The sequence below is a fragment of the Paenibacillus sp. fava2 genome (assembly GCF_058313675.1).
This window is the reverse complement of record NZ_CM177755.1, coordinates 6574905-6599010: the sequence shown is the minus strand read 5'-3', so window position 1 is coordinate 6599010 and position 24106 is coordinate 6574905. Positions and strand designations below refer to the sequence as shown.

Sequence of the window (24106 nt, the reverse complement as noted above, 5' to 3'; positions counted from 1 at the left end):
CAGGTCTTCGTTCGAGAGGAGGGAAAATAAATGGAAGCAAAAGCACATGCTAGATCGGTGCGGATTTCTGCTCGTAAAGCGAAACTGGTTGTTGACTTGATTCGCGGCAAGCAAGTGGGGGAAGCTATTGCAATTCTTCGCCACACTCCAAAGTCCGCTTCTCCAGTAGTAGAAAAGCTGCTTAACTCGGCTATTGCCAATGCTGAGCACAACTACTCCATGGACGTGAACAGTCTGTTCGTTAGCGAAGTATTCGTTAACCAGGGTCCTACAATGAAACGTTTCCGTCCGCGCGCCATGGGCCGTGCAAGCCGGATCAATAAACGTACCAGCCACATTACTTTGGTGGTATCTGAGAAATAAGGAGGGATAACACGTGGGTCAAAAGGTAAATCCAGTCGGACTCCGAATCGGTGTCATTCGCGATTGGGAATCTAAATGGTATGCAGGCAAAGATTTCGGTACTCTTTTAATGGAAGACGTCAAAATCCGGGAATACCTTAAAGGCAAGTTGAAGGATTCCTCTGTTTCCCGCATCGAGATCGAAAGAGCGGCAAGCCGGGTAAACGTTACAATTCACACTGCTAAGCCAGGTATGGTAATTGGTAAAGGCGGAGCTGAAGTAGAAGTACTTCGCAGCGCAGTTACAGCTATCGCCGGCGGCAAAAAGGTACACATTAACATCAACGAAATTAAGCACCCTGAATTGGATGCTATTCTCGTAGCTGAAAGCATTGCACAACAATTGGAACGTCGTGTATCGTTCCGTCGTGCTCTGAAACAAGCAATTCAAAGAACTATGCGTTCCGGCGCAAAAGGAATCAAAACTCAAGTTGGCGGACGTCTTGGCGGCGCTGAGATTGCCCGTTCAGAAGGTTATAGCGAAGGAACAGTTCCACTTCATACGCTTCGTGCCGATATCGACTACGGAACGGCTGAAGCACATACTACTTACGGCCGTATCGGTGTAAAAGTATGGATCTACCGTGGAGAAGTTCTTCCCCCAGCTAAGAAACAAGCTGCTCAGGAAGGAGGCAACTAATCATGTTGGTACCAAAGCGCGTTAAACACCGCAAGCAACAACGCGGTCACATGAAAGGTATGGCAAAAGGCGGCACTGAGCTCAACTTCGGCGAATTCGGTCTGCAAGCTCTTGAGCCATCTTGGATCACTAACCGTCAGATCGAAGCTGCCCGTATTGCGATGACACGTTACATCAAACGTGGTGGTCAGGTTTGGATTAAGATTTTCCCAGATAAGCCAATCACTCAGAAGCCTCTTGAGGTTCGTATGGGTAGTGGTAAAGGTAACGTTGAGAAATGGGTAGCCGTAGTTAAACCGGGCAAGATTATGTTCGAACTCGGAGGCGTGTCGGAAGAAATCGCTCGTGAAGCGATGCGTCTTGCCGCTCACAAGCTGCCTGTTAAGACTAAGTTTGTGAAACGTGAAGAAGTGGGTGGTGAAGCAAATGAAAGCTAATGAACTTCGCAACTTAACCACTGCTGAGATTGAACAGAAGATCGCTGGTTTCAAGGAAGAGCTCTTCAATCTCCGTTTCCAATTGGCTACTGGCCAGCTGGATAACCCGACTCGGATTCGTGATGTGCGCAAGGAAATAGCTCGTGCTAAAACCGTTATCCATCAAAGAGTACTTGGGATTAGTTAAGCGAGGGCGGATCTTCAAGGTCCGTAATCAGGAAGGAGGCTAACTATGAGCGAAGAACGTAACGCACGTAAAGTGCAGATCGGTAAAGTGGTCAGCGACAAAATGGATAAAACCATCGTAATTGCTGTTGAAACTTATAAAAAGCATGACCTGTACCACAAACGCATCAAGTCCACGAAGAAATTCAAGGCACATGATGAAGAAAACGTAGCAAAAATCGGTGACACCGTGAAAATCATGGAAACTCGTCCGCTCTCCAAAGACAAACGCTGGAGACTGGTTGAAGTGGTTGAAAAAGCGGTTATCATCTAAGATAATCAGACAGTTTTTCCGGAAGGAGGAAATTAATAATGATTCAACCATTTACACGTTTGCATGTGGCTGACAACTCTGGTGCGAAGGAACTGATGTGTATCCGCGTACTGGGTGGTACTGGACGCCGTACAGCAGCAATCGGTGATCTGATCGTTTGTTCCGTTAAACAAGCAACACCAGGCGGCGTTGTCAAAAAAGGTGATGTTGTTAGAGCGGTAGTAGTTCGTACAAAGCGTTCGGTACGCCGTAAAGACGGATCTTACATTTCATTCGACGAAAACGCAGCTGTTGTTGTTAAAGACGACAGAAGCCCACGCGGAACACGTATCTTCGGACCAGTTGCTCGCGAACTTCGCGATAAGGACTACATGAAGATCGTTTCCTTGGCACCGGAAGTAATCTAATAAGTTACCACAGAGTAACGTGAAATACTGATAAGGTTAGTCATAGGAGGTGTAATCAATGCCTAGAGTGAAAAAAGTTCTGGAATCCCATAACAATAAACTGCACGTTAAAAAAGATGATGTGGTGCTTGTGATCAGCGGGAAAGACAAAGGTAAAAAAGGCCGTGTCATCGCTGCTTATCCTCGCGAAAACCGCGTACTGGTAGAAGGCGTAAACATGGTGAAAAAACACCAGAAGCCTAACCAGCTGAACCCGCAAGGCGGAATCATCGAGCAGGAAGCTTCGATCCATGTGTCCAACGTAATGCACATCGATCCGAAGAGCGGTAAAGTAACACGTATCGGTTACAAAGTGCTCGATAACGGTAAGAAGGTTCGGGTAGCTAAGAGATCCGGAGAGATTATCGACTAATTAGTCCTAAAGAAAGGAGGTAAATCTTCATGGCAGCAAGAATGAAAGAACGTTATTTGAATGAAATTACACCTGCTCTGATGCAGAAGTTCAACTATACAACTGTTATGCAAGTGCCTAAGATCGAGAAGGTTGTCATCAACATGGGTGTGGGTGACGCTGTTCAGAACTCCAAAGTGCTTGATGCTGCAGTTAACGACATGCAATTGATCTCTGGTCAAAAGCCTGTTATCACTAAAGCAAAGAAATCCATCGCCGGTTTCAAACTGCGCGAAAACATGCCGATCGGGGTAAAAGTAACACTGCGCGGCGAGCGTATGTACTACTTCCTGGACAAATTGTTCAACGTAACGCTTCCACGCGTACGTGACTTCCGCGGTGTATCCACCAAAGCCTTTGACGGCCGTGGTAACTACACGCTTGGTCTTAAAGAACAACTGATCTTCCCGGAAATCGAGTATGATAAAGTTGATAAGGTCCGCGGTATGGACATCGTTATCGTAACTACTGCAAAGACGGATGAGGAATCCCGTGAGCTGCTGAACCAGCTGGGAATGCCTTTCTCTAAATAAGAATCAATATTTCTCCGAAACTGTTTAGGAGGTGTCAGGCTAAAGTGGCAAAAACTTCGATGAAAGTTAAACAACAACGCGAACCTAAGTTCAAAGTACGTGCATACACACGTTGCGAGCGTTGCGGTCGTCCACATTCGGTACTGCAGAAGTTCAAAATTTGCAGAATTTGTTTCCGTGAGTTAGCTTATAAAGGCCAGATCCCTGGCGTGAAAAAAGCAAGTTGGTAAGAGATCTATAACCGGGAAGGAGGTTTACACACATGACTATGTCTGATCCTATTGCAGATATGCTTACTCGTATTCGTAACGCTAACATTGTGCGTCACGAGACAGTAGAAATGCCTGCTTCTACTATGAAAAAACAAATCGCGGACATTCTGAAGCGTGAAGGCTTCATTCGTGATGCTGAATTCGTTGAAGATAGCAAACAAGGGATTATCCGTATCTTCTTGAAATACGGCCCTAACCAAGAGCGCGTTATCTCTGGTCTGAAAAGAATCAGTAAGCCAGGTCTTCGTGTTTACACGAAGAGCAACGAAGTACCACGTGTACTCGGTGGCCTTGGAATCGCGATTATCTCCACATCTAAGGGAGTTATGACCGACAAAGAAGCTCGTCAATCCAAATCCGGCGGAGAAGTTGTCTGCTACGTATGGTAATAAACGTCACAAGATAAGGAGGTGCAACACATGTCTCGTATTGGTCGCAAACCAATCGCAGTACCTAGCGGTGTAGATGTCACTCTGGACAACACCGTTATTACAGTAAAAGGTCCTAAAGGCACTTTGACTCGTGAACTTCATAAAGACATGAAGGTTACAGTTGAAAATAACGAAATCACCGTTGTTCGCCCGTCGGATAACAAATTGCATCGTTCACTTCACGGCACAACCCGCTCCGTTGTCAGCAACATGGTAAGCGGTGTGACTGAAGGTTTCTCGAAATCTCTGGAGCTGGTTGGGGTCGGATATCGTGCAAGCAAATCCGGAGATAAAATCGTTCTGAACGTTGGTTACTCCCACCCGGTTGAAATTACACCGGAAGCGGGCATCGAGTTCGAAGTTCCTGCGAACACGAAGATCATCGTTAAAGGTATCGACAAAGAACGCGTTGGCGCTTATGCTGCCAAGATCCGTTCCGTTCGTGAACCAGAACCGTATAAAGGTAAAGGTATTAAGTACGAAGGCGAGCGTATTATCCGTAAGGAAGGTAAAGCCGGTAAGAAGAAATAATCGGCTTACTCTTCTTCACAATAAGATACCCCGTGCATCGTAAAGTGAAGCTGCTCTGCAGCAAACTGAAGGGAGTGAAATGGAAGTCATGATTACAAAAGAGGACAAAAACAAGGCTCGTCTCAAAAGACACCTGCGTGTTCGTAAGAAGATTCAGGGAACTGTTGAGCGTCCACGTTTGAACGTGTTCCGTTCTGCGAAACACATCTATGCTCAATTGATCGATGACGTGGCTGGTGTTACTCTGGTATCTGCCTCCACTCTGGATAAAGAACTGAGCGCAACAATCGGCAATGGCGGCAGCGTTGAAGCTGCAAGCAAAGTAGGTCAACTGATCGCTGAGCGCGCTAAAGCAAAGGGATATGCAGTGGTTGTATTTGACCGCGGTGGATACCTGTACCATGGACGGATTCAGGCTTTGGCTGATGCAGCTCGCGAAGCTGGTCTTGAATTCTAGAATATTTCTAAAAGGAGGTTAACGACTTGCGTATAGATCCGAACAGTTTAGAGCTGACTGAAAGAGTTGTACACATCAACCGTGTAGCAAAAGTTGTAAAAGGCGGACGCCGTTTCAGCTTTAGTGCACTTGTTGTAGTGGGCGACGGCAACGGCTATGTCGGTGCGGGTATTGGTAAAGCCGGTGAAGTACCGGATGCCATCCGTAAAGGCATTGAAGACGCCAAGAAAAACCTGATTCACATTCCAATCGTAGGAACTTCGATTCCTCACCTCGTTACTGGACATTTCGGCGCAGGACGCGTGCTGCTGAAACCAGCTTCCGAAGGTACTGGCGTTATCGCCGGCGGTCCTGTTCGTGCGGTACTGGAATTGGCAGGCGTTGGCGATATCTTGACAAAATCTTTGGGTTCTTCGAATTCCATGAACATGGTCAATGCAACTTTGGAGGGTCTTTCCCGCCTCAAGCGCATTGAAGAAGTCGCGAAGCTTCGCGGCAAATCTGTCGAAGAATTACGCGGTTAAGGAGGGGAACGTCAATGGCTAAATTGCAAATTACCCTCGTTCGTAGTGTAATCGGTCGTCCACAGACACAACGTGTTACTGTTAAGACGCTCGGCCTGGGCAAAACCAACTCGACCGTGGTTCACAATGACACTCCTGCAATTCGCGGAATGATCAACAAAGTGAGCCATTTGCTGTCCGTAACAGAAATTGAAGGCTAAACGCCTCGCATAAATTAACAAAACATAAGGAGGTGCAAACGATGAAGTTACATGAACTTGCTCCAGCTCCTGGTTCCCGCAAAGAACGCAATCGCGTTGGTCGCGGACCAAGTAGCGGTAACGGTAAAACGTCCGGACGCGGTCATAAAGGTCAGAACTCCCGTTCCGGCGGTGGTGTTCGTCCTGGCTTCGAGGGTGGTCAAAACCCGCTCTATCGTCGTCTGCCTAAACGTGGTTTCATCAATCCTACCCGTAAAGAGTATGCGATTGTGAACCTGGAAGATCTGAATAGCTTTGCTGAAGGAACTGAAGTGACTCCACAGTTGCTGATTGAAACTGGTGTTGTCAAGAATTCCAAGAGCGGCATCAAGATCCTCGGTAATGGCGAACTGGCCGTTAAATTGACTGTACAAGCAAATAAGTTCTCTCAATCTGCGGTAGAGAAAATCGAGGCTGCCGGCGGTAAAACCGAGGTGATCTAATGTTCAAGACGCTTAAGAATATATGGCATGTTGAAGATTTGCGCAAAAAGATCCTGTTTACCCTGTTCGTTCTGATCATCTACCGCATCGGTTCGTTTGTACCGGTTCCCGGTGTGAACAAAGAAGTGCTGGAATCAACAAATCAAAGCGGCGAAGCTTTGATGGGTCTTTTGAACACCTTCTCGGGCGGAGCGCTCAAAAACTTCTCGATTTTTGCGATTAGTATTTACCCGTACATTACAGCATCCATCATAGTGCAATTGCTCTCGATGGATGTTATTCCTAAGTTTGCCGAGTGGGCTAAGCAAGGGGAGCACGGGAAAAAGCAACTGGCGCAAATCACCCGTTACGGTACAGTCGTACTCGGTCTGATTCAAGCGTTTGCGACCTCAATCGGGTTTAACCGGATCTACGGCACTGAGATGATTCCAAATGCAACCTTTGCGGATTACCTGCTGATCGCGATCATACTGACTGCAGGTACATCGTTCCTGATGTGGCTTGGTGAACAGATCACTGAAAAGGGAATAGGAAACGGGATTTCGATCCTGATTTTTGCGGGAATCGTCGCCGCCATCCCGGGATATATCACGACTACGGCGCAATCAAGCTTTATTCAGCCGGATCAGGTGTTCCTGAATATTCTTAAAGTCGTTATTATACTGATCGTGATTGTGGGTATTATTACAGGGGTTATCTTTGTTCAACAAGGTATCCGTAAAATCCCTGTACAATATGCCAAACGCGTGGTCGGTAACAAAATGTACGGTGGACAGAATACACACATTCCGCTTAAAATCAATGCGGCAGGTGTAATTCCGGTTATCTTTGCCGTTTCACTGCTTCAATTTCCAATTGTAATCTCGAGCTTTTGGTCAACGCATGAATGGGCTAAATGGATCACCAACAATCTTGCTCATGATAAGCCGCTAGGGATGGTACTGTATGTAATCATGATCATCGGATTTACGTTCTTCTACACGTTTGTCCAGATGAACCCGCAGCAGATGGCTGACAACATGAAGAAGAACGGTGGTTACATTCCTGGTATCCGTCCGGGTAAAGCAACTGAGAAGTATTTAACCAGAGTAATGTCGCGCCTGACCATGTCCGGTGCCCTTTTCCTGGCTGTTATTTCTGTCTTGCCTGTACTCTTCGGTTCCCTGTCCGGCTTGCCGCGGCAGGTGCAGATTGGCGGTACCGCGCTGTTGATCGTGGTCGGTGTAGCACTGGATACGATGAAGCAGATCGAGAGCCAATTGATCAAACGCCATTACAAAGGCTTCATCAACAAATAGGCGATAGGTTCCGTGAAGCTAAGGTCTACCTACTTCCCGGCACCTATTGTGCTGTTTCTTGCTTGGTGGCGAACTTTTGGAGGGAGAAGAGAGAAACGTGAACATTTTATTCATGGGCCCTCCTGGGGCAGGCAAGGGAACACAGGCAGCTGTAATCGTAAAAGAGCTTGGTATTCCGCATATTTCGACAGGTGACGCCTTCCGTTTAGCGATAAAGGAACAGACACCGGTCGGACTGAAAGCCAAATCCTATATCGATCAAGGTTTGCTTGTACCTGATGATGTGACCATTGGAATCGTTGAGGAACGGCTCCAGCAGTCCGATTGCGAAAAAGGTTTCTTATTGGATGGTTTTCCAAGAACCCTTTCGCAAGCGGAAGCGCTGGAAGATCTTTTGAGCCGTGCCGGCACTTCACTGGATCATGTAATCAACTTGAATGTGGACCGCGGACTGCTGATGGCGCGTCTTACCGGACGCCGGATCTGCAAGGTATGCGGTGCATCCTACCATTTAATTTTCAACCCGCCGAAGCAAGAAGGCATTTGCGACATTGATGGCGGTGAACTGTATCAACGTCCGGATGACAACGAAGAGAGCGTAGGCAAGCGTCTGGATGAGTATGATAACAAGACAGCGCCGCTGCTTGCATTCTATGAGAATAAAGGTCTTTTGCGGCAGGTAAACGGAGAGAACGAAATTGACGTCGTTACTTCCGAAATCGTATCTTTACTGCGGGGTTAATGTAATGATCATTTGTAAATCCGAGCAGGAACTTGCCTTTATGAGGGAAGCTGGTCGTATTGTTGCCGAGAGTCACCGGCTGATTGCCAAGGCCATTGAGCCGGGGATCACCACCGGAGAGCTCGACAGAATCGCCGATCAATATATTCGCAGTCAAGGTGCTGTGCCGTCTTTCAAAGGTTACAACGGTTTTCCTGCCAGCATTTGCGCTTCAGTCAACGAACAATTGGTGCATGGATTTCCGGGTAAACGCAAGCTGATCGAAGGCGACATTGTGACGCTGGATATTGGTGCCGAGTACCGCGGTTATCACGGTGATTCCGCCTGGACCTACGGGGTAGGCAGCATTTCCGATGAAGCTCAGCGTCTGCTGGACGTCACGGAAGGCTCCTTGTACGCAGGATTGGCGTTAGTCAAACCGGATGTGCGCTTGTTTACAATCTCCCATGCGATCCAGCAGTATATCGAGGACGCCGGTTTTTCCGTCGTGCGCGAGTATGTTGGCCATGGCATCGGGGCAGAACTGCATGAAGAACCGCAAATTCCGAACTATGGCATAGCGGACCGCGGACCACGTCTGAAGCCGGGTATGGTACTCGCGATTGAGCCGATGGTAAACGCCGGAGACAGATATGTCAGAACTCTGGAAGATAACTGGACGGTCGTTACGGTAGACGGCTCACTCTGTGCTCACTTCGAGCATACAGTAGCTGTTACACCGGACGGCATGGAAATTTTCACAAAACTGAATGCGTAGGTGATCTTCACGTGAATACAGGGAGCAGCCCGCAGGTTGGTCAGATCGTGAGAATTCTCAAAGGCAAAGATGCCGGAGAGGCTGCCGTTGTTATCGCAGTTGTTGATAGCAGATTTGTATACATTGCTGACGGAGACAAACGAAAGTTTGACGGGCCGAAGAAGAAGAATATTCATCATCTGGAGCTCATACCCTTCATAAGCAGTGAGGTTGTGGACAGTTTGGAAGAAACCGGCCGGGTAACCAACGGAAAGCTGCGGTTCGCAGTAATGAAGTATGGGAGTCCAGCTGGAATAAGTGCTGATGAGAAAGGAGACTAACTGTGGCTAAAGAAGATGTCATTGAAGTGGAAGGAACGGTCATTGAACCGTTACCGAATGCAACGTTTAAGGTTGAGCTTGAGAACGGTCATCAAATACTTGCCCATGTGTCCGGGAAATTGCGGATGCACTTTATCCGTATCCTAACCGGAGACAAAGTGGTCGTGCAGTTATCGCCTTATGATTTATCAAAAGGCCGTATAACTTACCGTAAATAGATGGGAACTACAACGAAAGTTTTGCTTCGCAAAACTTTGAGGAGGTAATGAACATGAAGGTAAGACCTTCTGTGAAGCCCATTTGCGAAAAATGCAAAGTCATCCGCCGCAAAGGGACTGTTATGGTAATTTGCGAAAATCCGAAACACAAACAAAAACAAGGTTAAGAAGGGGGTGTAGCGTAAAATGGCTCGTATAGCTGGTGTGGATTTGCCACGTGACAAACGCGTTGAGATCGCCTTGACTTATATTTTCGGAATCGGTAAAACGACTTCCCAGAAAATTCTTAATGAAACAGGCATTAACGTTAACACACGTGTCCGTGATTTGACGGAAGATGAAGTCAGCAAACTGCGTGAAACGATCGACAAATCGGTCAAGGTTGAAGGTGACCTGCGTCGTGAAATTTCCTTGAATATTAAGCGTCTTACTGAGATCGGCTGCTACCGTGGTGTTCGCCACCGTCGTGGATTGCCTGTTCGCGGTCAACGCACTAAAACCAATGCTCGTACCCGTAAAGGCCCGCGCCGTACGGTAGCAAACAAAAAGAAATAAGAAGGGGTGATAAGAGACAATGGCTAAACCGAAAAAAGTCGTACGTACAAAACGTCGCGACCGGAAAAATATCGAGTCTGGCGTGGCACACATCCGTTCCACGTTCAACAACACTATCGTTACGATCACGGATCCTCACGGAAATGCAATTTCCTGGGCTAGCTCCGGTGGTCAAGGATTCAGAGGTTCCCGTAAATCGACTCCATTTGCAGCGCAAATGGCAGCCGAAACTGCTGCTAAGGCAGCTATGGAACACGGCATGAAGTCCGTTGAAGTTATGGTTAAAGGACCGGGTGCGGGCCGCGAAGCTGCCATCCGTTCCCTTCAGGCCGCTGGTCTTGAAGTAAACCTCATTAAAGACGTAACTCCGGTTCCTCACAATGGATGCCGTCCGCCGAAACGTCGCCGCGTATAGTGAAATCAGAATTGTGATTGTGGTATAATTCTGACGCATCTGCTAATAATAGGTGTTTAGGCATACTACATGATGCACCTGATGGGGTGACAGTTTCATATAGGAGCGACGTTTGAAGGAGGGGTACACTCGTGATAGAAATCGAAAAGCCGAAAATTGAGACCGTAGAAGCCAATGATGAAGGAACCTATGGGAAATTCGTAGTTGAACCGCTGGAACGTGGATATGGCACGACTCTGGGGAACTCGCTTCGCCGGATTCTGCTATCCTCCCTGCCGGGAGCCGCTGTGACTTCGGTCCAAATTGACGGCGTTCTGCATGAGTTCTCGACCGTTCCTGGCGTAATGGAAGATGTGACGGAAATCATTCTGAACCTCAAAGCTCTTTCGCTGAAGATCCATTCAGACGAAGAGAAGGTGTTCGAGATTGATGCTGAGGGTGAAGGCATCGTTACCGCAGGTGATATCCGTGCGGACAGCGATGTTGAAATCCTCAATCCGGATCTTCATATTGCAACGCTGGGACCTGGCGCGAGACTTCACATGCGTATTTTTGCAGGCCGTGGTCGCGGCTATGTCCAAGCAGACCGGAACAAACGCGACGATCAGCCAATCGGTGTAATTCCGGTTGACTCCATCTACACGCCGATTTCCCGCGTAAACTATGTCATTGATAACACTCGTGTCGGACAAGTGACTAACTATGACAAGCTGACGCTGGAAGTTTGGACAGATGGCAGTATCAGACCGGAAGAGGCTGTAAGCCTCGGAGCCAAAATTTTGAACGAGCACCTCGTCTTATTCGTAGGTCTTACGGATGAAGCGAAAGACGCCGAAATTATGGTGGAAAAAGAAGAAGACAAAAAAGAAAAAGTGCTTGAGATGACAATCGAAGAGCTTGATCTTTCTGTCCGTTCCTACAACTGCCTCAAACGTGCCGGTATCAATACCGTACAAGAGCTGACTACGAAAACTGAAGAAGATATGATGAAGGTCCGTAACCTGGGCCGCAAATCTTTGGAAGAAGTTCAAGAGAAGCTTGAAGAGCTTGGTTTGGGTCTTCGCACAGAAGAATAGTTCACAGATTGCTTGAGTACTTGAGTGAAGGAGGGAAAACAAATGGCATACCAAAAATTGGGCCGTGATTCCAGTGCGCGTAAAGCGTTGTTCCGTGACATGGTAACGGATCTGTTCCTATACGAGCGCATCCAGACAACGGAAGCCAAAGCGAAGGAAGTTCGTTCCATCGCTGAGAAACTGATCACTAAAGCTAAGAAGGGCGATCTTCATGCTCGCCGTCAAGTAGCTGCTTTTGTTCGTCGTGAGACTGTAGACGGTGAGCAAGATGCAATCCAAAAATTGTTCTCTGATATTGCTCCTCGTTACACAGAGCGTCCAGGCGGATACACTCGTATCCTGAAACTGGGACCTCGCCGTGGCGATGCTGCGCCTATGGTTTATCTTGAACTGGTAGACCGCGCGTAGTAATACAAGTCATGATTTCCGATTTGTACTCTTTAAGTTCATGATCTCCGGAGATTGAGCAGTAAGTATTATTGTTATTGTGCTGCAGGGGCGATAAGGCCCTGCTGTACCAATAACCGCGGGAATCACCTTGTAAAGAGTAGAAGGAGCTCCCGCCGGGGCTCTTTTTTTTCAATATAAGGATTTATATGTTTTACGCTATAAATCATCCTTATATTTCTCGCAGAAACGGCTACCGCCCTGCTTAGGACGGCTATGCCGTTTCTACTTGTGAATATGAATTACGGTTAAGTGAGCTTAGGAGCTTGAAAGGAAGAATGAAATGCGCAATCTATTGATGAAGGTCAATTATGACGGTACCCATTATGATGGCTTTCAGACCCAGCCTCAGGGCAATACGATTCAGGACCGGCTGGAGCAGGCGATTCTCCATCTGACTGGCGAGGCGTTGAAGATTACAGCCTCAGGCCGGACGGATGCAGGGGTTCACGCTTACGGTCAGCCGTTCAACTTCATGACTTCCTCCCAGATACCGCTGGAGCGCTGGTGTCTGGCGCTTAACGCCAGATTACCGCAGGATATCGTTGTTACTGAGGCGAAGGAGGTACCGCTTTCGTTCCACTCACGCAGAGGAGCCAAGCGTAAGACCTACCGGTACACGATAAACGGCAACAGGTTTCCCGACCCTTTTCAGCGGCGCTGGCAGCACCACCACCCCTTGAAGCTGGATATAACGGCTATGCAGCAGGGACTGGCGCATCTGGTGGGCACCCATGACTACACTTCATTTGCCTCCCGCAAGTCAACCAAGACTTCGCATATACGGACTATTTATGAAGCCTACATGGAGATTGACCGCAGTATGTGCCGTCCAGGCTCGGATGACCAGGGTGTTATTCATACGTATATTACCGGCAGCGGTTTTCTGCAGCACATGGTCCGTATCATTATGGGAACGCTGATTCAGGTGGGCGAGCGCAAGTACCAGGCGGACAAAGTTGCAGATATTCTGGCAGCATGCAACCGTGCTGCAGCGGGGCCTACAGCGGTTGCTAAAGGCCTTGCACTTTGGAGTGTGGAATATGATGAGGACAATAATTGAACGATCCGGAATCCGCTGTTTTTTAAAAAGATAAGAAAGTATACGTTTTACGCTATCCTTTATCCTTATCTTTCTCGCAGCAACGGATACCGCCCTGTTTAGGACGGTGTTGCCGTTACTTTTTGTAGAAAATATATGAGGTTCGGATTAAAAATGACTTGCACTTGTCGTGGTTATGCTGTAATATAAAAGTTGTGTTTTCTTGATGGCTATCCCACAGCCCCGCTCAAGAAAATGCCAACAAAACAAGCTTTACCTAACTAACTTAATCGTAATTCCAATGAGAAATTAGATATACGAAACAGAAGATTTTCGTACGAGAACAAGGAGGAAACATTCATGCGTACCACCTATATGGCGAAGCCGAACGAAGTTGAACGCACTTGGCACATCATTGATGCCGAAGGCAAGACACTTGGTCGTCTGGCTAGCGAAGCCGCTGCTCTGATCCGTGGCAAACACAAACCGCAATTCACTCCACACGTTGATACTGGTGATTTCGTAATTGTTATCAACGCTGAGAAGATTCACCTGACAGGCAAGAAACTGCAGAATAAGAAATACTACCGTCACTCGATGCACCCAGGTGGTTTGAAAGTTACAACTGCTGATCAGCTGCTGAAAACAAAACCTGAGCGTGTAATTGAATCTGCTGTTCACGGTATGATTCCTAAGACTCGTCAAGGCGATCACATGAAGCTGAGACTTAAAGTTTATGCAGGCGCCGAGCATCCACATGCAGCACAAAAACCTGAAGTTTACGAACTTCGCGGATAAGAATAGAGGAGGACAGTTTCATGGCACAAGTACAATACTATGGGACAGGTCGTCGTAAACATTCGGTAGCACGTGTTCGCCTTGTACCGGGTGAAGGACGCATTGTCATTAACAAACGTGAGATGGATGAATACTTCGGTGTTGAAACACTGAAGATGATCGTAAGACAACCTTTGAACCTGACTGAAACACTGGGCAGCTACGATGTAATCGTTCTTGCACACGGTGGCGGAACATCCGGCCAGGCTGGAGCAATCCGTCACGGGATCGCCCGTGCACTTCTGAAGGTTGATCCGGAATACCGCGGCGCTCTTAAAAAAGCCGGCTTCCTGACTCGTGACCCACGTATGAAGGAACGTAAGAAATACGGCCTCAAAGCTGCTCGTCGTGCTCCACAGTTCTCGAAACGTTAATATTACCTTGTCAATCAAGGACATCAAGCCTCTGGCCCTTTTGGGTCAGGGGCTTTTTATATTCTTCGGGCACGTGTCCTCTTAATTAAATCTTCGTGTTACTCTCTGATCGGTTTCAATAATCTGCTCAACATCCCGCATATGCATTACAAAAGTATGTTTAGACAATCCGTACCTAAAGACCAGCCTGTGAATTTGTAAAGTTAATTGTCCGTCAAAACAAACAATATCGCCGCTGATAGTGGGTTCTACTGCAATATCCTTTAAAGCCTCCCACTCAAGCTCCTGGAACCGGACATCTCTGGGTATAGGCAGTTCATACTGCGTGCTTAATGTTGTATAGTCTAACCTTATAATAAGTTGATCAGGGCCATCAAAAGTGCTGTGAGGATCATAGTAGGCGAATATTTTAGTTGCATCAGGAAACTCCGGCTGCTGGTTTACTCTGAGAGCAGGGTTGCTGAAATTAGTGAATCCATCTGTCAATTCACCTTCGTATTCGCGGCGCAGAATTTGATCAAACCTTATTTTTGCCAGCTCTCTTGGAACGCCAAAAGTATCGGATATTTGCCGGATAGTCTGATTGTAATCACCGGGCAGCTGCTGTGACTGAATCATAAAGTAAGGCATCGAAGCATAGAGTACAAAATGTTCAGCGTCCCATTCCTGGGCTTTAATGAAAAGAACCGGCATAACCAGCTGATTGCCGGCATGTCTGAGAATATGACAAAGCTCATGCAGAAAGTCTAGCCGTTGTTTCATAGGTGAGAGCCGGCTGTCTATAAGAATGCAGCGTACACCTGAATCTGACTCATAGGCCCTGCTGCTAATTGGAGAGTACTGAACATAGACGTCAAGGGCTTCAGCAAGCCTCTGGAGGGAAATATGCTCTGGCGCACATATGTGATGTTCTATGTACAAAGTTTCTATAAACTGCTCGAGAATCGTATTTTTGTAATGTTTAAACATTAGCTTCCTCCTGAAAGGGAATGTATGTTCGTATTTATGGGTGCGTGAAACCAGCTCGATGGCTGATACCACGATAATCCTTACTAATATTGTGTCATTGACCAGTTTCTGTTTTTTTCTTCTCGGCGTCTTTAATGAAGTGCCAAAAGGTAAGCATCTCCCGTTTCCGTTCTTCTGGAGCATCGAGATAATCTTTGAAAAATAAGCTGTGTTCCGGATTGTTAATAAAGGCTTCAAACTCAGCGAGTTCCTGTTTAAAGGCGCTAGCCTCGTCAGGTCTAAAGGCCAGACGGTCCATTTCCTCAGTAGTTATCCCTAAAGCACGGCATACTTTAATCACATTATCCACTGAAGCTCCGCCAACACCCCGCATCAGCATCGATCTGAGTGTAGTATAGGGAATTCCTGCCTTTTCAGCAAATGCCTTTGTGTTCAGGCCGGTTTCCTCAATCAGTTTTTTTAAAACTTCAGCCCTCCGCACATGTAGCCCTCCTTTTAACCAAAGCAAATATACGTTAATTCGCATCCTCTTTTCATTATAGAGAGGATAAATAAGAATGTAAATGTTCAATATCGTATTTTAAAAGAGATTTGTAATTGACAAAATACGCAATTGAACATAATATGGGTATAAAATACGCAATTGAGTATTTTCCGTTATATAAATAAATATTAGAGGGAGCTGTGATGCTCATGGTAGACAAGCTGTGCCCAATTGACCTCCAGGAATTGCTGCAGGAGTACCGTCAATCTCTGAAATACGCAGAAAAGGCATATCAAAATGCTGATATTGAAGATAAGAAAATAATCGCTGGGATGATTAGCGACTGTAAATATGTCATCGAATGGCTGCATACAGGCAGGCGTCCCGGAAATAGGCGCGGTATTGAGCGCAGAGCCGGATACGAGCGGGAGATTCCCGTAGAACCTGCGCGTATGCAAAGATTTAGCACTTATACCTCAGGCTTCCCGGGAGACGGATTATCTGAAGATCAGCAGGCACTGCTTACCTTCGCTCTGGAGCCCTTAAGCAGAAGAGAACGGGAATGCTTTGTGCTGGTCCACGGTGAGGGTTTCTCGCACGCTACTGCAGCAGAAATGCTCGGTATCACCGCTGGCAGTGTAAGTGAGTACATGCAACGTGCCCAGAGAAAAATCACTCCACTCGTAGCAGAGGTTTGGTGTGTGCTTTAAAAATACGTTGAAGGCTTTGTCTAGTGAATGCCCCTTATGTTTAGAAAGACCAAATAACCTACGCATAACCGCGAAACAGGAGAGGGGGTGATTCTCATTAGATACTCCGCAGTAAATCTGTCTTGGAAGGAGGAGCGCAGTGACCATTTATCTACTCATTAAAGCAATTCAAACCTTCCTGGAAAAAGAGTTGGCTGATGATTCGGCAACAGTTCCTAGAGTGTATTTGGGTGCTCTCCCCAAGGAGCCGGAAGAGCCGGCTTATCCGTTCATTATTATCCGCCCTGAAGAGGGTGAGGGTGATAAGGACAATATTAAGACTTTGCTTAAACTGATTATTGGTACCCAAACGGAAGGCGAATCAGGACTGACTGATTTGCTGAACCTCATGGAGCGGGTACGAATCCTGCTGATGAGGGAAAAGATTATTGCCAGGCAATTCGCAATCGATGACAGCTGGAAATGGAAACTGACTGAAGAACAGCCTTTGGCCAAGTGGGCCGGAGAGGTTACAACCAAATGGGTATTGCCCCAAATTAGACGGGAGGTACAATTGTGAGCCGATTGAAAAAAACAACTAACATGATAGAGGAGCAGGTGGAGCCAGAAATGATGAATGATTTAAATCAAATCGTCCAGGACGATGGTATCAAAGTGAACGAGCGTGCAGCTGGAACAGCAAGTATTTACTTGGGACCTAATTTACCGGGAGGGCGTTTGCTGCAGTCCACTGTTTTTCGCGCCGGAGTTCCCGCATACTTGAAGCCTTTATTCACTGATAAGCCGGATGTAGCAGAACTTACTGTACCGGTAGAGGGAATGGCGGAAGTGCTGGAACGCATCGTTCAGGCTGGAACTGCAGAGCATGCAGCATATCAAAGGCTTTTAGAAAAGGGGAACTAATTCATGGCTTATAAACACGGAATCAACATTATTGAACAACCGACATCTGTACTGGCACCGGCAGAGGCGGCAAGCGGCATCCCTTTTGCGGTTGGTACAGCGCCGATCCATCTGGCATCTGCGGCAGTACCGGTCAACACCCCTGTTTTGGCCTATACCTATGCAGAAGCTGTAGCCTTGCTTGGTTACAGTGAGGATTGGACGAAATATTCGCTCTGCGAGCTGATTCACTCCCATTTTGTCCTGTACCAAAAGGCACCGTTAATTCTGGTTAATGTCCTTGATCCTGCTGTCCATAAGGCCGTGGTTACACCGGCGGCGGTCACTGTCAATAACCGGGTTGCGAAGCTGACTGCTGAAGGCGTGCTGCTGCCCTCGCTTAAAGTCAAATCATCTGACGGGGTTTCAACTTATGTGGCAGGTAAGGATTATACAGCGGCATTTGATGATGAAGGTCTTGTTATCGTTACAACAAAAGCGGACGGAGCCATCGCGGCTAATGTCACCCAGCTCTCTATTGGATATGACAAGCTTAGTCCTGAGGCTGTAGATGCAGATGATATTATCGGCGGTTTGACTCCTGGGGGAGATTACACCGGGTTTGAACTGATTAATCAGGTTTATCCGCGGTTTGGTGTCCTTCCGGATCTTCTGCTTGCACCAGGCTGGTCTCAACTCCCTTCAGTCGCTGCGGTAATGCGGGCCAAAGCCGGAAATATTAATGGTAATTTTAAGGCAATGGCACTTACTGATATTGATCCTGGCCAAGCCTACAGCGCTGCAGGTGTTTGGAAGTCGGATAACAACTATAATGGATCATTGCAAATTGCTTCTTATCCGATGCTTACCCTGGGCGATAAGCAGTATCATTTTTCTACGCAGCTGGCCGGGCTGATTGCCGCAACAGATGCCAATAACGGCGGTGTTCCTTATGTATCGCCATCCAATAAAACGCTTCAGGCTGACGGGACTGTACTCTCAGATGGTACGAGCCTGTATCTGGGTATTGATCAGGTGAGCTATATGAACAGTCTCGGCATCATGACGGCCGTAAATCTGGGGACAAGCGGCTGGAAGACATGGGGGAACAACACTGGCGCATTTCCTGGAGTAACGGATCCCAAGGACAGCTTCATTCCGGTCCGCCGTATGTTTAACTGGATCGGGAACAGCCTGATCCTGACTTACATGCAGAAGGTGGATGATCCGATGAACAAGCGGCTGATTGCTGCGGTTACGGACTCCGTAAATATTTGGCTGAACGGCCTTACTGCTTCCGGTGCGCTATTGGGTGGACGTGTTGAATTTAATGCTTCCGAAAATCAGGCCGCAGACCTTATGGCTGGCAAGGTTACGTTCCATTTATACATCACACCGCCGGGGCCGGCACAGGAAATCTCATTCCAGCTTGAATACGACACAACATATTTGGCTGCAGTAGTAGCCTAAGGAGGAACAAACATGCCTAAAAGATCAGAACGGGTAATTGATTATTCGGTATTCCTGAACGGTACAAAATATCTGGGTACTGCTACCGCTACACTGCCGGAGATTACGTATCTGGTGGAAACCATTAAAGGCGGGGGAATAGCGGGGGAGATGGAGGCTCCGTCCCCGGGACAGACAGGTGCAATGAGTCTGGCTCTAACCTGGCGGACTATGGAAGAGGCTGCCGCTGAACTGCTGGCTCCGGTTAGTCATTCATTAGATCTGCGTGCATCCATTCAAACCTTTGATACCTCGTCTGGTGAATATAAGGAGTCTGCCCTTAAAGTTACAGTCCGTGCGAGACCGTTGGGACTGACTCTTGGGAATCTGGAGCCGGCGGCAACCATGGAAACAACAAATAATTTCTCGGTGAGTTATCTGAAGGTTGACCTCAATCAGGTTACAGTGCTGGAAATCGACAAGTACAACTATATCCATAAGGTACATGGTAAGGATTATCTGCAAGTAACAAGATCTAACTTATCAATGAATTAAGGGGGAGCACTGAACAATGGACATTGAACAAAAAAACGTAAATGAGGAGGCCACGGCGGAAGTTTATACTTTCGCCCGGCCGGTTACTTTTGAGGGGAACACCGTGGATTCCTTGGAAATTGATTTTGATAAGCTGACCGGTGCAGATATTCTCGTCTGTGACCGCCAGTATCAGGCTGAAACGGCCCGGAATGGGGGCAGTGAGCTGGTCAAAGAGACTAATAAAGCTTATCAGGCCTATATTGTGGCAAAAGCCGCAGGTGTGCATGTGGGATTAATCCGTGCACTCTCAGCTAAGGATTTCACTAAGCTGACCTTGAGGGCGCAAAGTTTTTTGCTGCTGTAGGCTGTGGGGGCGGCGGAGGTATCAAAGACCTCGCCGCTCTTTTGGCTATGTTCACCTATACTCCCATTCCTTATTTTCTCTCGCTGACGCTGGGAGAAATAAGTGATTGGGCAGAACGGGTAGCCCGGCTGAAGGGAAGGGGGAAATAAAACGTGGCAGGATCAAGCAGTACAGGAGGCAGCACCAGCATTGTCTTCCAATTAAATGCGATTGTAACACCCGCCTTCCGCCGGTCAGTTGGACAAGCCGAAGACAGTGTACAAGAGATCGCCAGAATTATTGATGAACTTTCGCGTCTTCCGGGATTTGAAAATCTGCGCCGGGATGCGGATGCTGCCGATGATTCCGTAGACGACCTGAGCGAGAGCACCAGTGGGCTCGATCGCTTATTGGAGGGCATCCAGAACAAGACAGAATTATTTTCAGGAGTTAAAGAGGGTATTGAGCCGCTTGCAAAAATAATGGGCGCAATGAATGAATCAGCCGATGCGATGGCTCAGCTTCAGGCAGCTACCGGAATGACGACTGATCAGATGGAAGAGATGGAGAAGATCTCTAACGACCTGTACCGGCAAAATTATGGCACAGGTTTTGAGGATCTGGGTGATTCCCTGGCACTTGTGAAGCAGGTGCTGCAGCAAAACGGAGATGAGATGGAGAAGACGGCGAAGACCGCCATCACCTTCAGGGATGTTTTTAAGGGAGAGCTTCCTGACTCTTTAAAAGCAGTCAATGCCATGATGCAGCAGTTTGGTATTACTTCTGAGCAGGCTTACAATCTGATGGCCCAAGGAGCACAACAAGGGCTCAACAGCTCAGGTGAATTGCTGGATACCGCCAGCGAGTACAGTGTCTATTTTGACAAAATGGGCTATTCTGCCGGTGAGATGTTCGGCGTATTCAGCGCCGGTATAGAGCATGGGGCTACATCTCTTGGCGGTGTGGCTGATGCTGTGAAGGAGTTCAGCGCTGCGGTAACCGGTGACTCAGATTCGGCAAAGGAAGCTATTTACAAACTGTTCGCACCGGAGCAGCTGGAGAAGTTCAGTGCAGCTCTTGTAAAAGGCGGTACGAAATCGGCCGAATATGCCAATCTGCTGAAGGCAGCGGGAAAGAAGGCCGCCGATGCCCTTACAAAAGATTTAGCTGCAGGCGGAGACGCTGCAGAACAAGCTATGAAGGAGCTTCAAAAAACGCTTGGCGGCGGTAAGGCTATCTTTAAAGGTCTTGCAGATGGATCACTTACCGGTAAACAAGCGATGGAGCAAGTGATTCAAAAGCTTAAGGAAGTTAAAGATCCGATTGAACAGGCACAGATCGCCGGAGAGCTGTTCGGTAGCGGTTTTGCGGATATGGGCAGTGAGGCTATTCTTGCACTTGGAACCACGCGAAGCCAGTTTGACATGACCAAGCAAACCATGGAAGAAGTTGCAGCGGTAAAATACAGCACACTGACCCAGCAGTTCCAGGCCGTCGGCAGGGAAATGATGACCGGACTGATCGTTCCGCTTGGTGAAAATTTGATGCCGCTGCTGCAGGGCCTGGTTCACTGGATGAGCAGCAATAAAGAGCTGATGATGGTGCTAAGTCTTGCAGCTCCTGCTGCCGCTGTCACAACCAATACGCTGAAAATTATCCAGGGTTTTAAAAGTATAGGCAGTGCAGCCGGCGGTGCCAGCGGAGCTGCAGGCGGTTTTGCCGGTGCACTGGGCCTGCTCACGAATCCGGTGGGAATTGCGGTAGGGGCGCTGGGCTTAATCACAGCAGGTGTATTAACCTATAAGAAGCATCAGGAAGAGGCACGGCTGGAATTGCTGAATATGGGTGATGCTCTTGACGAAGCGGGTGAGAAATATGAAGCTGCACAAGACAAAGCACAGCTCACCAATGACCTCGTTTGGCAATATAACGAATTAAACAAGAAAATAAAAGAGAGCTCCTCCAACTCCGCAGGACTAGCCGGAAATTCAGAAAAGCTGGCCGCACAGCAAGAGCGCCTGCGGGATGTGGTTGAGAAGCTGCAGGAACTGCATCCTGAGACCATTAGACAATACGATGTTGAGAATGGAAAGGTCCAAGAAAAGCTGGATTTAATTAAGCAAGAGTCAGATGCCGAACGGGATTTGGCGAAAATCGCCCTTGAGAACGAAATATACAAGAGCGAAGATAAGCTCCCCAAGCTGGAAAAAGAATTGTCTGATCTTCAGGCCAGCTCTAATGATCTGATAAAAGAAAAGGATATTCTGGACCCGGTGATTTCAGACTTAATGGAGTTTAAGGCTGAATATGAGCGGTTAAAGCAGCTCCCTGCCTCAGAAGCAAAGGATTTACAACTTGAGAGCTTACGTGAGAAGGTCAACCAAACTACTGACAAGGCTGGCTATAATACAGGGGCTTACAATTTCAACAATGTTAGTCAGCTGCCTTCACTTGATAAAGCTATAACAAAAATTAAAAACCGGAGAAACGATGCCTCAGAGGAACTCCAAAGCACCTTGGAAGAGCGTTCAGCCGCTGAAGCCAGCTATAAATCTTTTTACGATAATAAAAAGAGTCTGATTGAATTGGATCTCGGGGGCACATTGCAATCACAGGCAGAGAGATATAAGACAATGTCTGACGCCCAGAAATTGCAATTCGAACAAGCGATGGCGGATATCTCCGAGTTAAATGCGGCTATGTCGATGATGCCAAGTGAGAAAAAAATAGATGTTGAACTGATTTGGAGGCAAACCGGGCTAGTCCCTGACCCGTCTACTCCAGCCGGTAGAGAACTAAACCATCTTATGTTGCGAGATCCCGGATACGAAGGTTACGCCGAAGGCGGAATCGCCACACGCCCTTCTATCTTTGGCGAGGCCGGTCCGGAAATAGCGATTCCGCTTAATACCAAACCGCGCTCACGCTCGCTTCTGGAGAAGGCCAACGATCTGATGGGGTATTCGACCAGCTCCAATAACGTAAATGAAGGGAACATCCGGGTGACCTGGGCTCCTCAAGTTACTATTCAAGGCGGAACCCCTTATATCGCAGCTGAGGTGGCCAAAGCATTGCAGGATCAGCAGCCGGCCTTTGAGCAGCGGTTTCAGCGGATGATTCAGCAGCAAAGGCGGGTGAGCTTCCAGTGATCTATAAGTCAGTACAAGGCGACACCTGGGATAGTATTGCTTATAAGCTGTATGGCGATGAGTATTTGATGACGCTGCTGATCAACGCTAATCCGGAGCTTGCGCAGACCGTGGTCTTTTCCGGAAATATCATGATCACCGTTCCTGATAAGCCTGCAGATGTCTCAGATACACTTCCGCCGTGGAAAAGGGAGGGATAAGCTTGGAGCTGCCGCAAAATGCCCGTAGAGCGATGCTGGTGCTTCAATACAACGGGAAGGATATCACAAAGGATATTGCGGAATCGCTGACTGATTTTCAATACAATGATGCCGCTTCAGGTCAGCTTGACGATATCTCAATCTCCCTGGAGGATGCAGCCCGCAACTGGCAGGGGCCCTGGGCCCCAAGTGAAGGGGATGTAATACAAGCCGCGATCCGGACTATGAATTGGGAAGGCCCCAATGAGATTAAAAAGCTGCCGCTGGGGACATTTGAAGTGGACAGCATCGAGTTTAACGGGCCGCCGGATACGGTGGCGATTAAAGCCGTATCCCTGCCGGTCACCTCCGAGATCCGTATGCAGCGAAGCTCGCGGAACTGGGAGAAGACTAATTTAAAGACAATTGCTGCGCAAATTGCCAAACGTGCCAAGCTGGAGCTGATCTATGAAGCACAGGATAATCCGTCTTACGATCATTTGGAGCAGACGCAGCAATCGGATCTTGGATTTTTATTAGAGACAGCAACCCGGGAAGGAATTGCTATCAAGGTATCGGGCGGCAACCTGGTGCTGTTTGATGAATTTGTGTTTGAGAAAAGAGCGCCTGTTGCTACTATCACCAGAGGCACGGATAATGTAACGGGATTTGGATTTTCAGTAAATACAGCTTACTCCGCATACAGGGCATGTACCGTTACTTATACACCGCCAAAGGCCAAAAAGCCGGTACAGGCAACATACACCCCCGAAGGTGCCCCTAAGACCGGACCTGTGCTAAAGATAAACGAACAGGCAGACGATGAGGCTGCCGCTTTGCGGCTGGCCCGCAAAAGGCTGCGGGAGTCCAATAAGGAGGGCGGCAGAGGAACAGTATCCCTGATGGGCGATATCAGGATGGCTGCCGGTTTAACAATCAATATTAAGGGCTGGAAGCGGTTTGACGGCAAATATATTATCGAATCTGCCAGACATGCGATTGGCACCGGCGGCTATACAACCGAGCTTCAAATCAGAAAGGTATTGGGGTGGTAGAC

39 protein-coding genes are annotated in these 24106 nt (G+C 47.8%); 37 read left to right on the top strand and 2 right to left on the bottom strand.

Annotation, left to right across the window (positions count from 1 at the left end):
* Positions 1-30 precede the first annotated feature (30 nt).
* From rplV to rpsI, 28 genes are all read left to right on the top strand, one after another.
* Positions 31-363, top strand: a complete 333-nt coding sequence (gene rplV / locus AC4G46_RS29185) for a 50S ribosomal protein L22 (RefSeq protein ID WP_019908228.1) — start codon at positions 31-33, stop codon at positions 361-363.
* A gap of 13 nt (positions 364-376) precedes the next feature.
* Complete coding sequence (gene rpsC, locus AC4G46_RS29180; RefSeq protein WP_068727661.1) at positions 377-1042, top strand: 30S ribosomal protein S3; 666 nt, start codon at positions 377-379, stop codon at positions 1040-1042.
* A 2-nt stretch (positions 1043-1044) separates the two neighbouring features.
* The gene (gene rplP / locus AC4G46_RS29175) at positions 1045-1479 is read left to right on the top strand and encodes a 50S ribosomal protein L16 (protein ID WP_039877394.1); all 435 of its coding nucleotides are present in this window, start codon (positions 1045-1047) and stop codon (positions 1477-1479) included.
* Complete coding sequence (gene rpmC, locus AC4G46_RS29170; RefSeq protein ID WP_019908232.1) at positions 1469-1666, top strand: 50S ribosomal protein L29; 198 nt, start codon at positions 1469-1471, stop codon at positions 1664-1666. Before rplP ends, rpmC begins: the two co-directional genes overlap by 11 nt.
* A gap of 45 nt (positions 1667-1711) precedes the next feature.
* Positions 1712-1978 (top strand): 30S ribosomal protein S17, encoded by a 267-nt coding sequence (rpsQ, locus tag AC4G46_RS29165; protein WP_068727659.1) that lies wholly within the window; start codon positions 1712-1714, stop codon positions 1976-1978.
* Between the two features lie 38 nt (positions 1979-2016).
* Positions 2017-2385 carry a 50S ribosomal protein L14 gene (gene rplN / locus AC4G46_RS29160; RefSeq protein WP_066367616.1) on the top strand — a complete coding sequence of 123 codons (369 nt, stop codon included), beginning with the start codon at positions 2017-2019 and terminating at the stop codon, positions 2383-2385.
* 58 nt (positions 2386-2443) lie between these two features.
* On the top strand, positions 2444-2797 hold the full coding sequence (gene rplX, locus AC4G46_RS29155) for a 50S ribosomal protein L24 (protein ID WP_019908235.1): 354 nt from the start codon (positions 2444-2446) through the stop codon (positions 2795-2797).
* A 29-nt stretch (positions 2798-2826) separates the two neighbouring features.
* Positions 2827-3369 carry a 50S ribosomal protein L5 gene (gene rplE / locus AC4G46_RS29150; RefSeq protein WP_068727658.1) on the top strand — a complete coding sequence of 181 codons (543 nt, stop codon included), beginning with the start codon at positions 2827-2829 and terminating at the stop codon, positions 3367-3369.
* Positions 3370-3413: 44 nt separating this feature from the next.
* Complete coding sequence (locus AC4G46_RS29145) at positions 3414-3599, top strand: type Z 30S ribosomal protein S14 (protein WP_036589425.1); 186 nt, start codon at positions 3414-3416, stop codon at positions 3597-3599.
* Positions 3600-3631: 32 nt separating this feature from the next.
* Positions 3632-4030 (top strand): 30S ribosomal protein S8, encoded by a 399-nt coding sequence (gene rpsH, locus AC4G46_RS29140; protein ID WP_039877390.1) that lies wholly within the window; start codon positions 3632-3634, stop codon positions 4028-4030.
* A gap of 30 nt (positions 4031-4060) precedes the next feature.
* Complete coding sequence (gene rplF, locus AC4G46_RS29135) at positions 4061-4603, top strand: 50S ribosomal protein L6 (protein WP_019908240.1); 543 nt, start codon at positions 4061-4063, stop codon at positions 4601-4603.
* Positions 4604-4691: 88 nt separating this feature from the next.
* Positions 4692-5060 (top strand): 50S ribosomal protein L18, encoded by a 369-nt coding sequence (gene rplR, locus AC4G46_RS29130; protein WP_082708088.1) that lies wholly within the window; start codon positions 4692-4694, stop codon positions 5058-5060.
* Positions 5061-5086: 26 nt separating this feature from the next.
* On the top strand, positions 5087-5584 hold the full coding sequence (gene rpsE / locus AC4G46_RS29125; protein ID WP_019908242.1) for a 30S ribosomal protein S5: 498 nt from the start codon (positions 5087-5089) through the stop codon (positions 5582-5584).
* A gap of 14 nt (positions 5585-5598) precedes the next feature.
* Positions 5599-5784: a 50S ribosomal protein L30 gene (gene rpmD, locus AC4G46_RS29120; protein WP_068727655.1), complete on the top strand. Its 186-nt coding sequence runs from the start codon at positions 5599-5601 to the stop codon at positions 5782-5784.
* Positions 5785-5825: 41 nt separating this feature from the next.
* Positions 5826-6266, top strand: a complete 441-nt coding sequence (gene rplO, locus AC4G46_RS29115) for a 50S ribosomal protein L15 (RefSeq protein WP_020427058.1) — start codon at positions 5826-5828, stop codon at positions 6264-6266.
* Positions 6266-7564: a preprotein translocase subunit SecY gene (gene secY, locus AC4G46_RS29110; RefSeq protein WP_068727653.1), complete on the top strand. Its 1299-nt coding sequence runs from the start codon at positions 6266-6268 to the stop codon at positions 7562-7564. Before rplO ends, secY begins: the two co-directional genes overlap by 1 nt.
* Positions 7565-7661: 97 nt before the next feature.
* Positions 7662-8306: an adenylate kinase gene (locus AC4G46_RS29105; protein WP_068727652.1), complete on the top strand. Its 645-nt coding sequence runs from the start codon at positions 7662-7664 to the stop codon at positions 8304-8306.
* 4 nt (positions 8307-8310) lie between these two features.
* Positions 8311-9063, top strand: a complete 753-nt coding sequence (gene map, locus AC4G46_RS29100; protein ID WP_068727651.1) for a type I methionyl aminopeptidase — start codon at positions 8311-8313, stop codon at positions 9061-9063.
* Between the two features lie 11 nt (positions 9064-9074).
* Complete coding sequence (locus tag AC4G46_RS29095) at positions 9075-9383, top strand: KOW domain-containing RNA-binding protein (protein WP_221800093.1); 309 nt, start codon at positions 9075-9077, stop codon at positions 9381-9383.
* A 2-nt stretch (positions 9384-9385) separates the two neighbouring features.
* Positions 9386-9601 (top strand): translation initiation factor IF-1, encoded by a 216-nt coding sequence (gene infA, locus AC4G46_RS29090; RefSeq protein WP_018753971.1) that lies wholly within the window; start codon positions 9386-9388, stop codon positions 9599-9601.
* 53 nt (positions 9602-9654) lie between these two features.
* Positions 9655-9768 (top strand): 50S ribosomal protein L36, encoded by a 114-nt coding sequence (rpmJ, locus tag AC4G46_RS29085; RefSeq protein WP_003322638.1) that lies wholly within the window; start codon positions 9655-9657, stop codon positions 9766-9768.
* Positions 9769-9787: 19 nt separating this feature from the next.
* Complete coding sequence (gene rpsM / locus AC4G46_RS29080; RefSeq protein ID WP_042181056.1) at positions 9788-10156, top strand: 30S ribosomal protein S13; 369 nt, start codon at positions 9788-9790, stop codon at positions 10154-10156.
* 19 nt (positions 10157-10175) lie between these two features.
* Complete coding sequence (gene rpsK / locus AC4G46_RS29075; protein WP_062520357.1) at positions 10176-10571, top strand: 30S ribosomal protein S11; 396 nt, start codon at positions 10176-10178, stop codon at positions 10569-10571.
* 131 nt (positions 10572-10702) lie between these two features.
* Positions 10703-11647: a DNA-directed RNA polymerase subunit alpha gene (locus tag AC4G46_RS29070; RefSeq protein WP_068727647.1), complete on the top strand. Its 945-nt coding sequence runs from the start codon at positions 10703-10705 to the stop codon at positions 11645-11647.
* A 42-nt stretch (positions 11648-11689) separates the two neighbouring features.
* Positions 11690-12055, top strand: a complete 366-nt coding sequence (gene rplQ / locus AC4G46_RS29065; RefSeq protein WP_019908254.1) for a 50S ribosomal protein L17 — start codon at positions 11690-11692, stop codon at positions 12053-12055.
* A gap of 322 nt (positions 12056-12377) precedes the next feature.
* Positions 12378-13157 (top strand): tRNA pseudouridine(38-40) synthase TruA, encoded by a 780-nt coding sequence (truA, locus tag AC4G46_RS29060; RefSeq protein ID WP_491125725.1) that lies wholly within the window; start codon positions 12378-12380, stop codon positions 13155-13157.
* Positions 13158-13496: 339 nt separating this feature from the next.
* Positions 13497-13934: a 50S ribosomal protein L13 gene (gene rplM, locus AC4G46_RS29055; RefSeq protein WP_277472304.1), complete on the top strand. Its 438-nt coding sequence runs from the start codon at positions 13497-13499 to the stop codon at positions 13932-13934.
* 20 nt (positions 13935-13954) lie between these two features.
* Positions 13955-14347, top strand: a complete 393-nt coding sequence (rpsI, locus tag AC4G46_RS29050) for a 30S ribosomal protein S9 (protein ID WP_090719859.1) — start codon at positions 13955-13957, stop codon at positions 14345-14347.
* Positions 14348-14428: 81 nt separating this feature from the next.
* On the opposite strand, the gene AC4G46_RS29045 is transcribed toward rpsI, so the two are convergent.
* Positions 14429-15316 (bottom strand): ImmA/IrrE family metallo-endopeptidase, encoded by an 888-nt coding sequence (locus tag AC4G46_RS29045; protein WP_491125724.1) that lies wholly within the window; start codon positions 15314-15316, stop codon positions 14429-14431.
* Between the two features lie 94 nt (positions 15317-15410).
* Positions 15411-15797: a helix-turn-helix domain-containing protein gene (locus AC4G46_RS29040; RefSeq protein WP_491125723.1), complete on the bottom strand. Its 387-nt coding sequence runs from the start codon at positions 15795-15797 to the stop codon at positions 15411-15413.
* 212 nt (positions 15798-16009) lie between these two features.
* Between AC4G46_RS29040 and AC4G46_RS29035 the strand changes: the two genes are divergently transcribed.
* From AC4G46_RS29035 to AC4G46_RS28995, 9 genes are all read left to right on the top strand, one after another.
* Entirely contained in the window at positions 16010-16510 is a 501-nt protein-coding gene (locus tag AC4G46_RS29035; RefSeq protein WP_491125722.1) for a sigma factor-like helix-turn-helix DNA-binding protein, read from the top strand.
* A gap of 139 nt (positions 16511-16649) precedes the next feature.
* Positions 16650-17069 carry a hypothetical protein gene (locus AC4G46_RS29030; protein ID WP_491125721.1) on the top strand — a complete coding sequence of 140 codons (420 nt, stop codon included), beginning with the start codon at positions 16650-16652 and terminating at the stop codon, positions 17067-17069.
* Positions 17066-17413 carry a hypothetical protein gene (locus AC4G46_RS29025; RefSeq protein ID WP_491125720.1) on the top strand — a complete coding sequence of 116 codons (348 nt, stop codon included), beginning with the start codon at positions 17066-17068 and terminating at the stop codon, positions 17411-17413. Before AC4G46_RS29030 ends, AC4G46_RS29025 begins: the two co-directional genes overlap by 4 nt.
* A 3-nt stretch (positions 17414-17416) precedes the next feature.
* The gene (locus AC4G46_RS29020) at positions 17417-18862 is read left to right on the top strand and encodes a phage tail sheath family protein (RefSeq protein WP_491125719.1); all 1446 of its coding nucleotides are present in this window, start codon (positions 17417-17419) and stop codon (positions 18860-18862) included.
* Positions 18863-18874: 12 nt separating this feature from the next.
* Positions 18875-19396, top strand: coding sequence for a phage major tail tube protein (locus AC4G46_RS29015; RefSeq protein ID WP_491125718.1), 522 nt, complete (start codon positions 18875-18877; stop codon positions 19394-19396).
* Positions 19397-19412: 16 nt separating this feature from the next.
* Positions 19413-19742 carry a phage tail assembly protein gene (locus AC4G46_RS29010; RefSeq protein WP_491125717.1) on the top strand — a complete coding sequence of 110 codons (330 nt, stop codon included), beginning with the start codon at positions 19413-19415 and terminating at the stop codon, positions 19740-19742.
* Positions 19743-19894: 152 nt separating this feature from the next.
* Positions 19895-22870 (top strand): phage tail tape measure protein, encoded by a 2976-nt coding sequence (locus AC4G46_RS29005; protein WP_491125716.1) that lies wholly within the window; start codon positions 19895-19897, stop codon positions 22868-22870.
* A complete protein-coding gene (locus tag AC4G46_RS29000) occupies positions 22867-23070 on the top strand; it encodes a tail protein X (RefSeq protein ID WP_491125715.1) in 204 nt (67 codons plus the stop codon). Before AC4G46_RS29005 ends, AC4G46_RS29000 begins: the two co-directional genes overlap by 4 nt.
* A 2-nt stretch (positions 23071-23072) precedes the next feature.
* Positions 23073-24104 carry a phage late control D family protein gene (locus AC4G46_RS28995; RefSeq protein WP_491125714.1) on the top strand — a complete coding sequence of 344 codons (1032 nt, stop codon included), beginning with the start codon at positions 23073-23075 and terminating at the stop codon, positions 24102-24104.
* Positions 24105-24106: the final 2 nt, after the last annotated feature.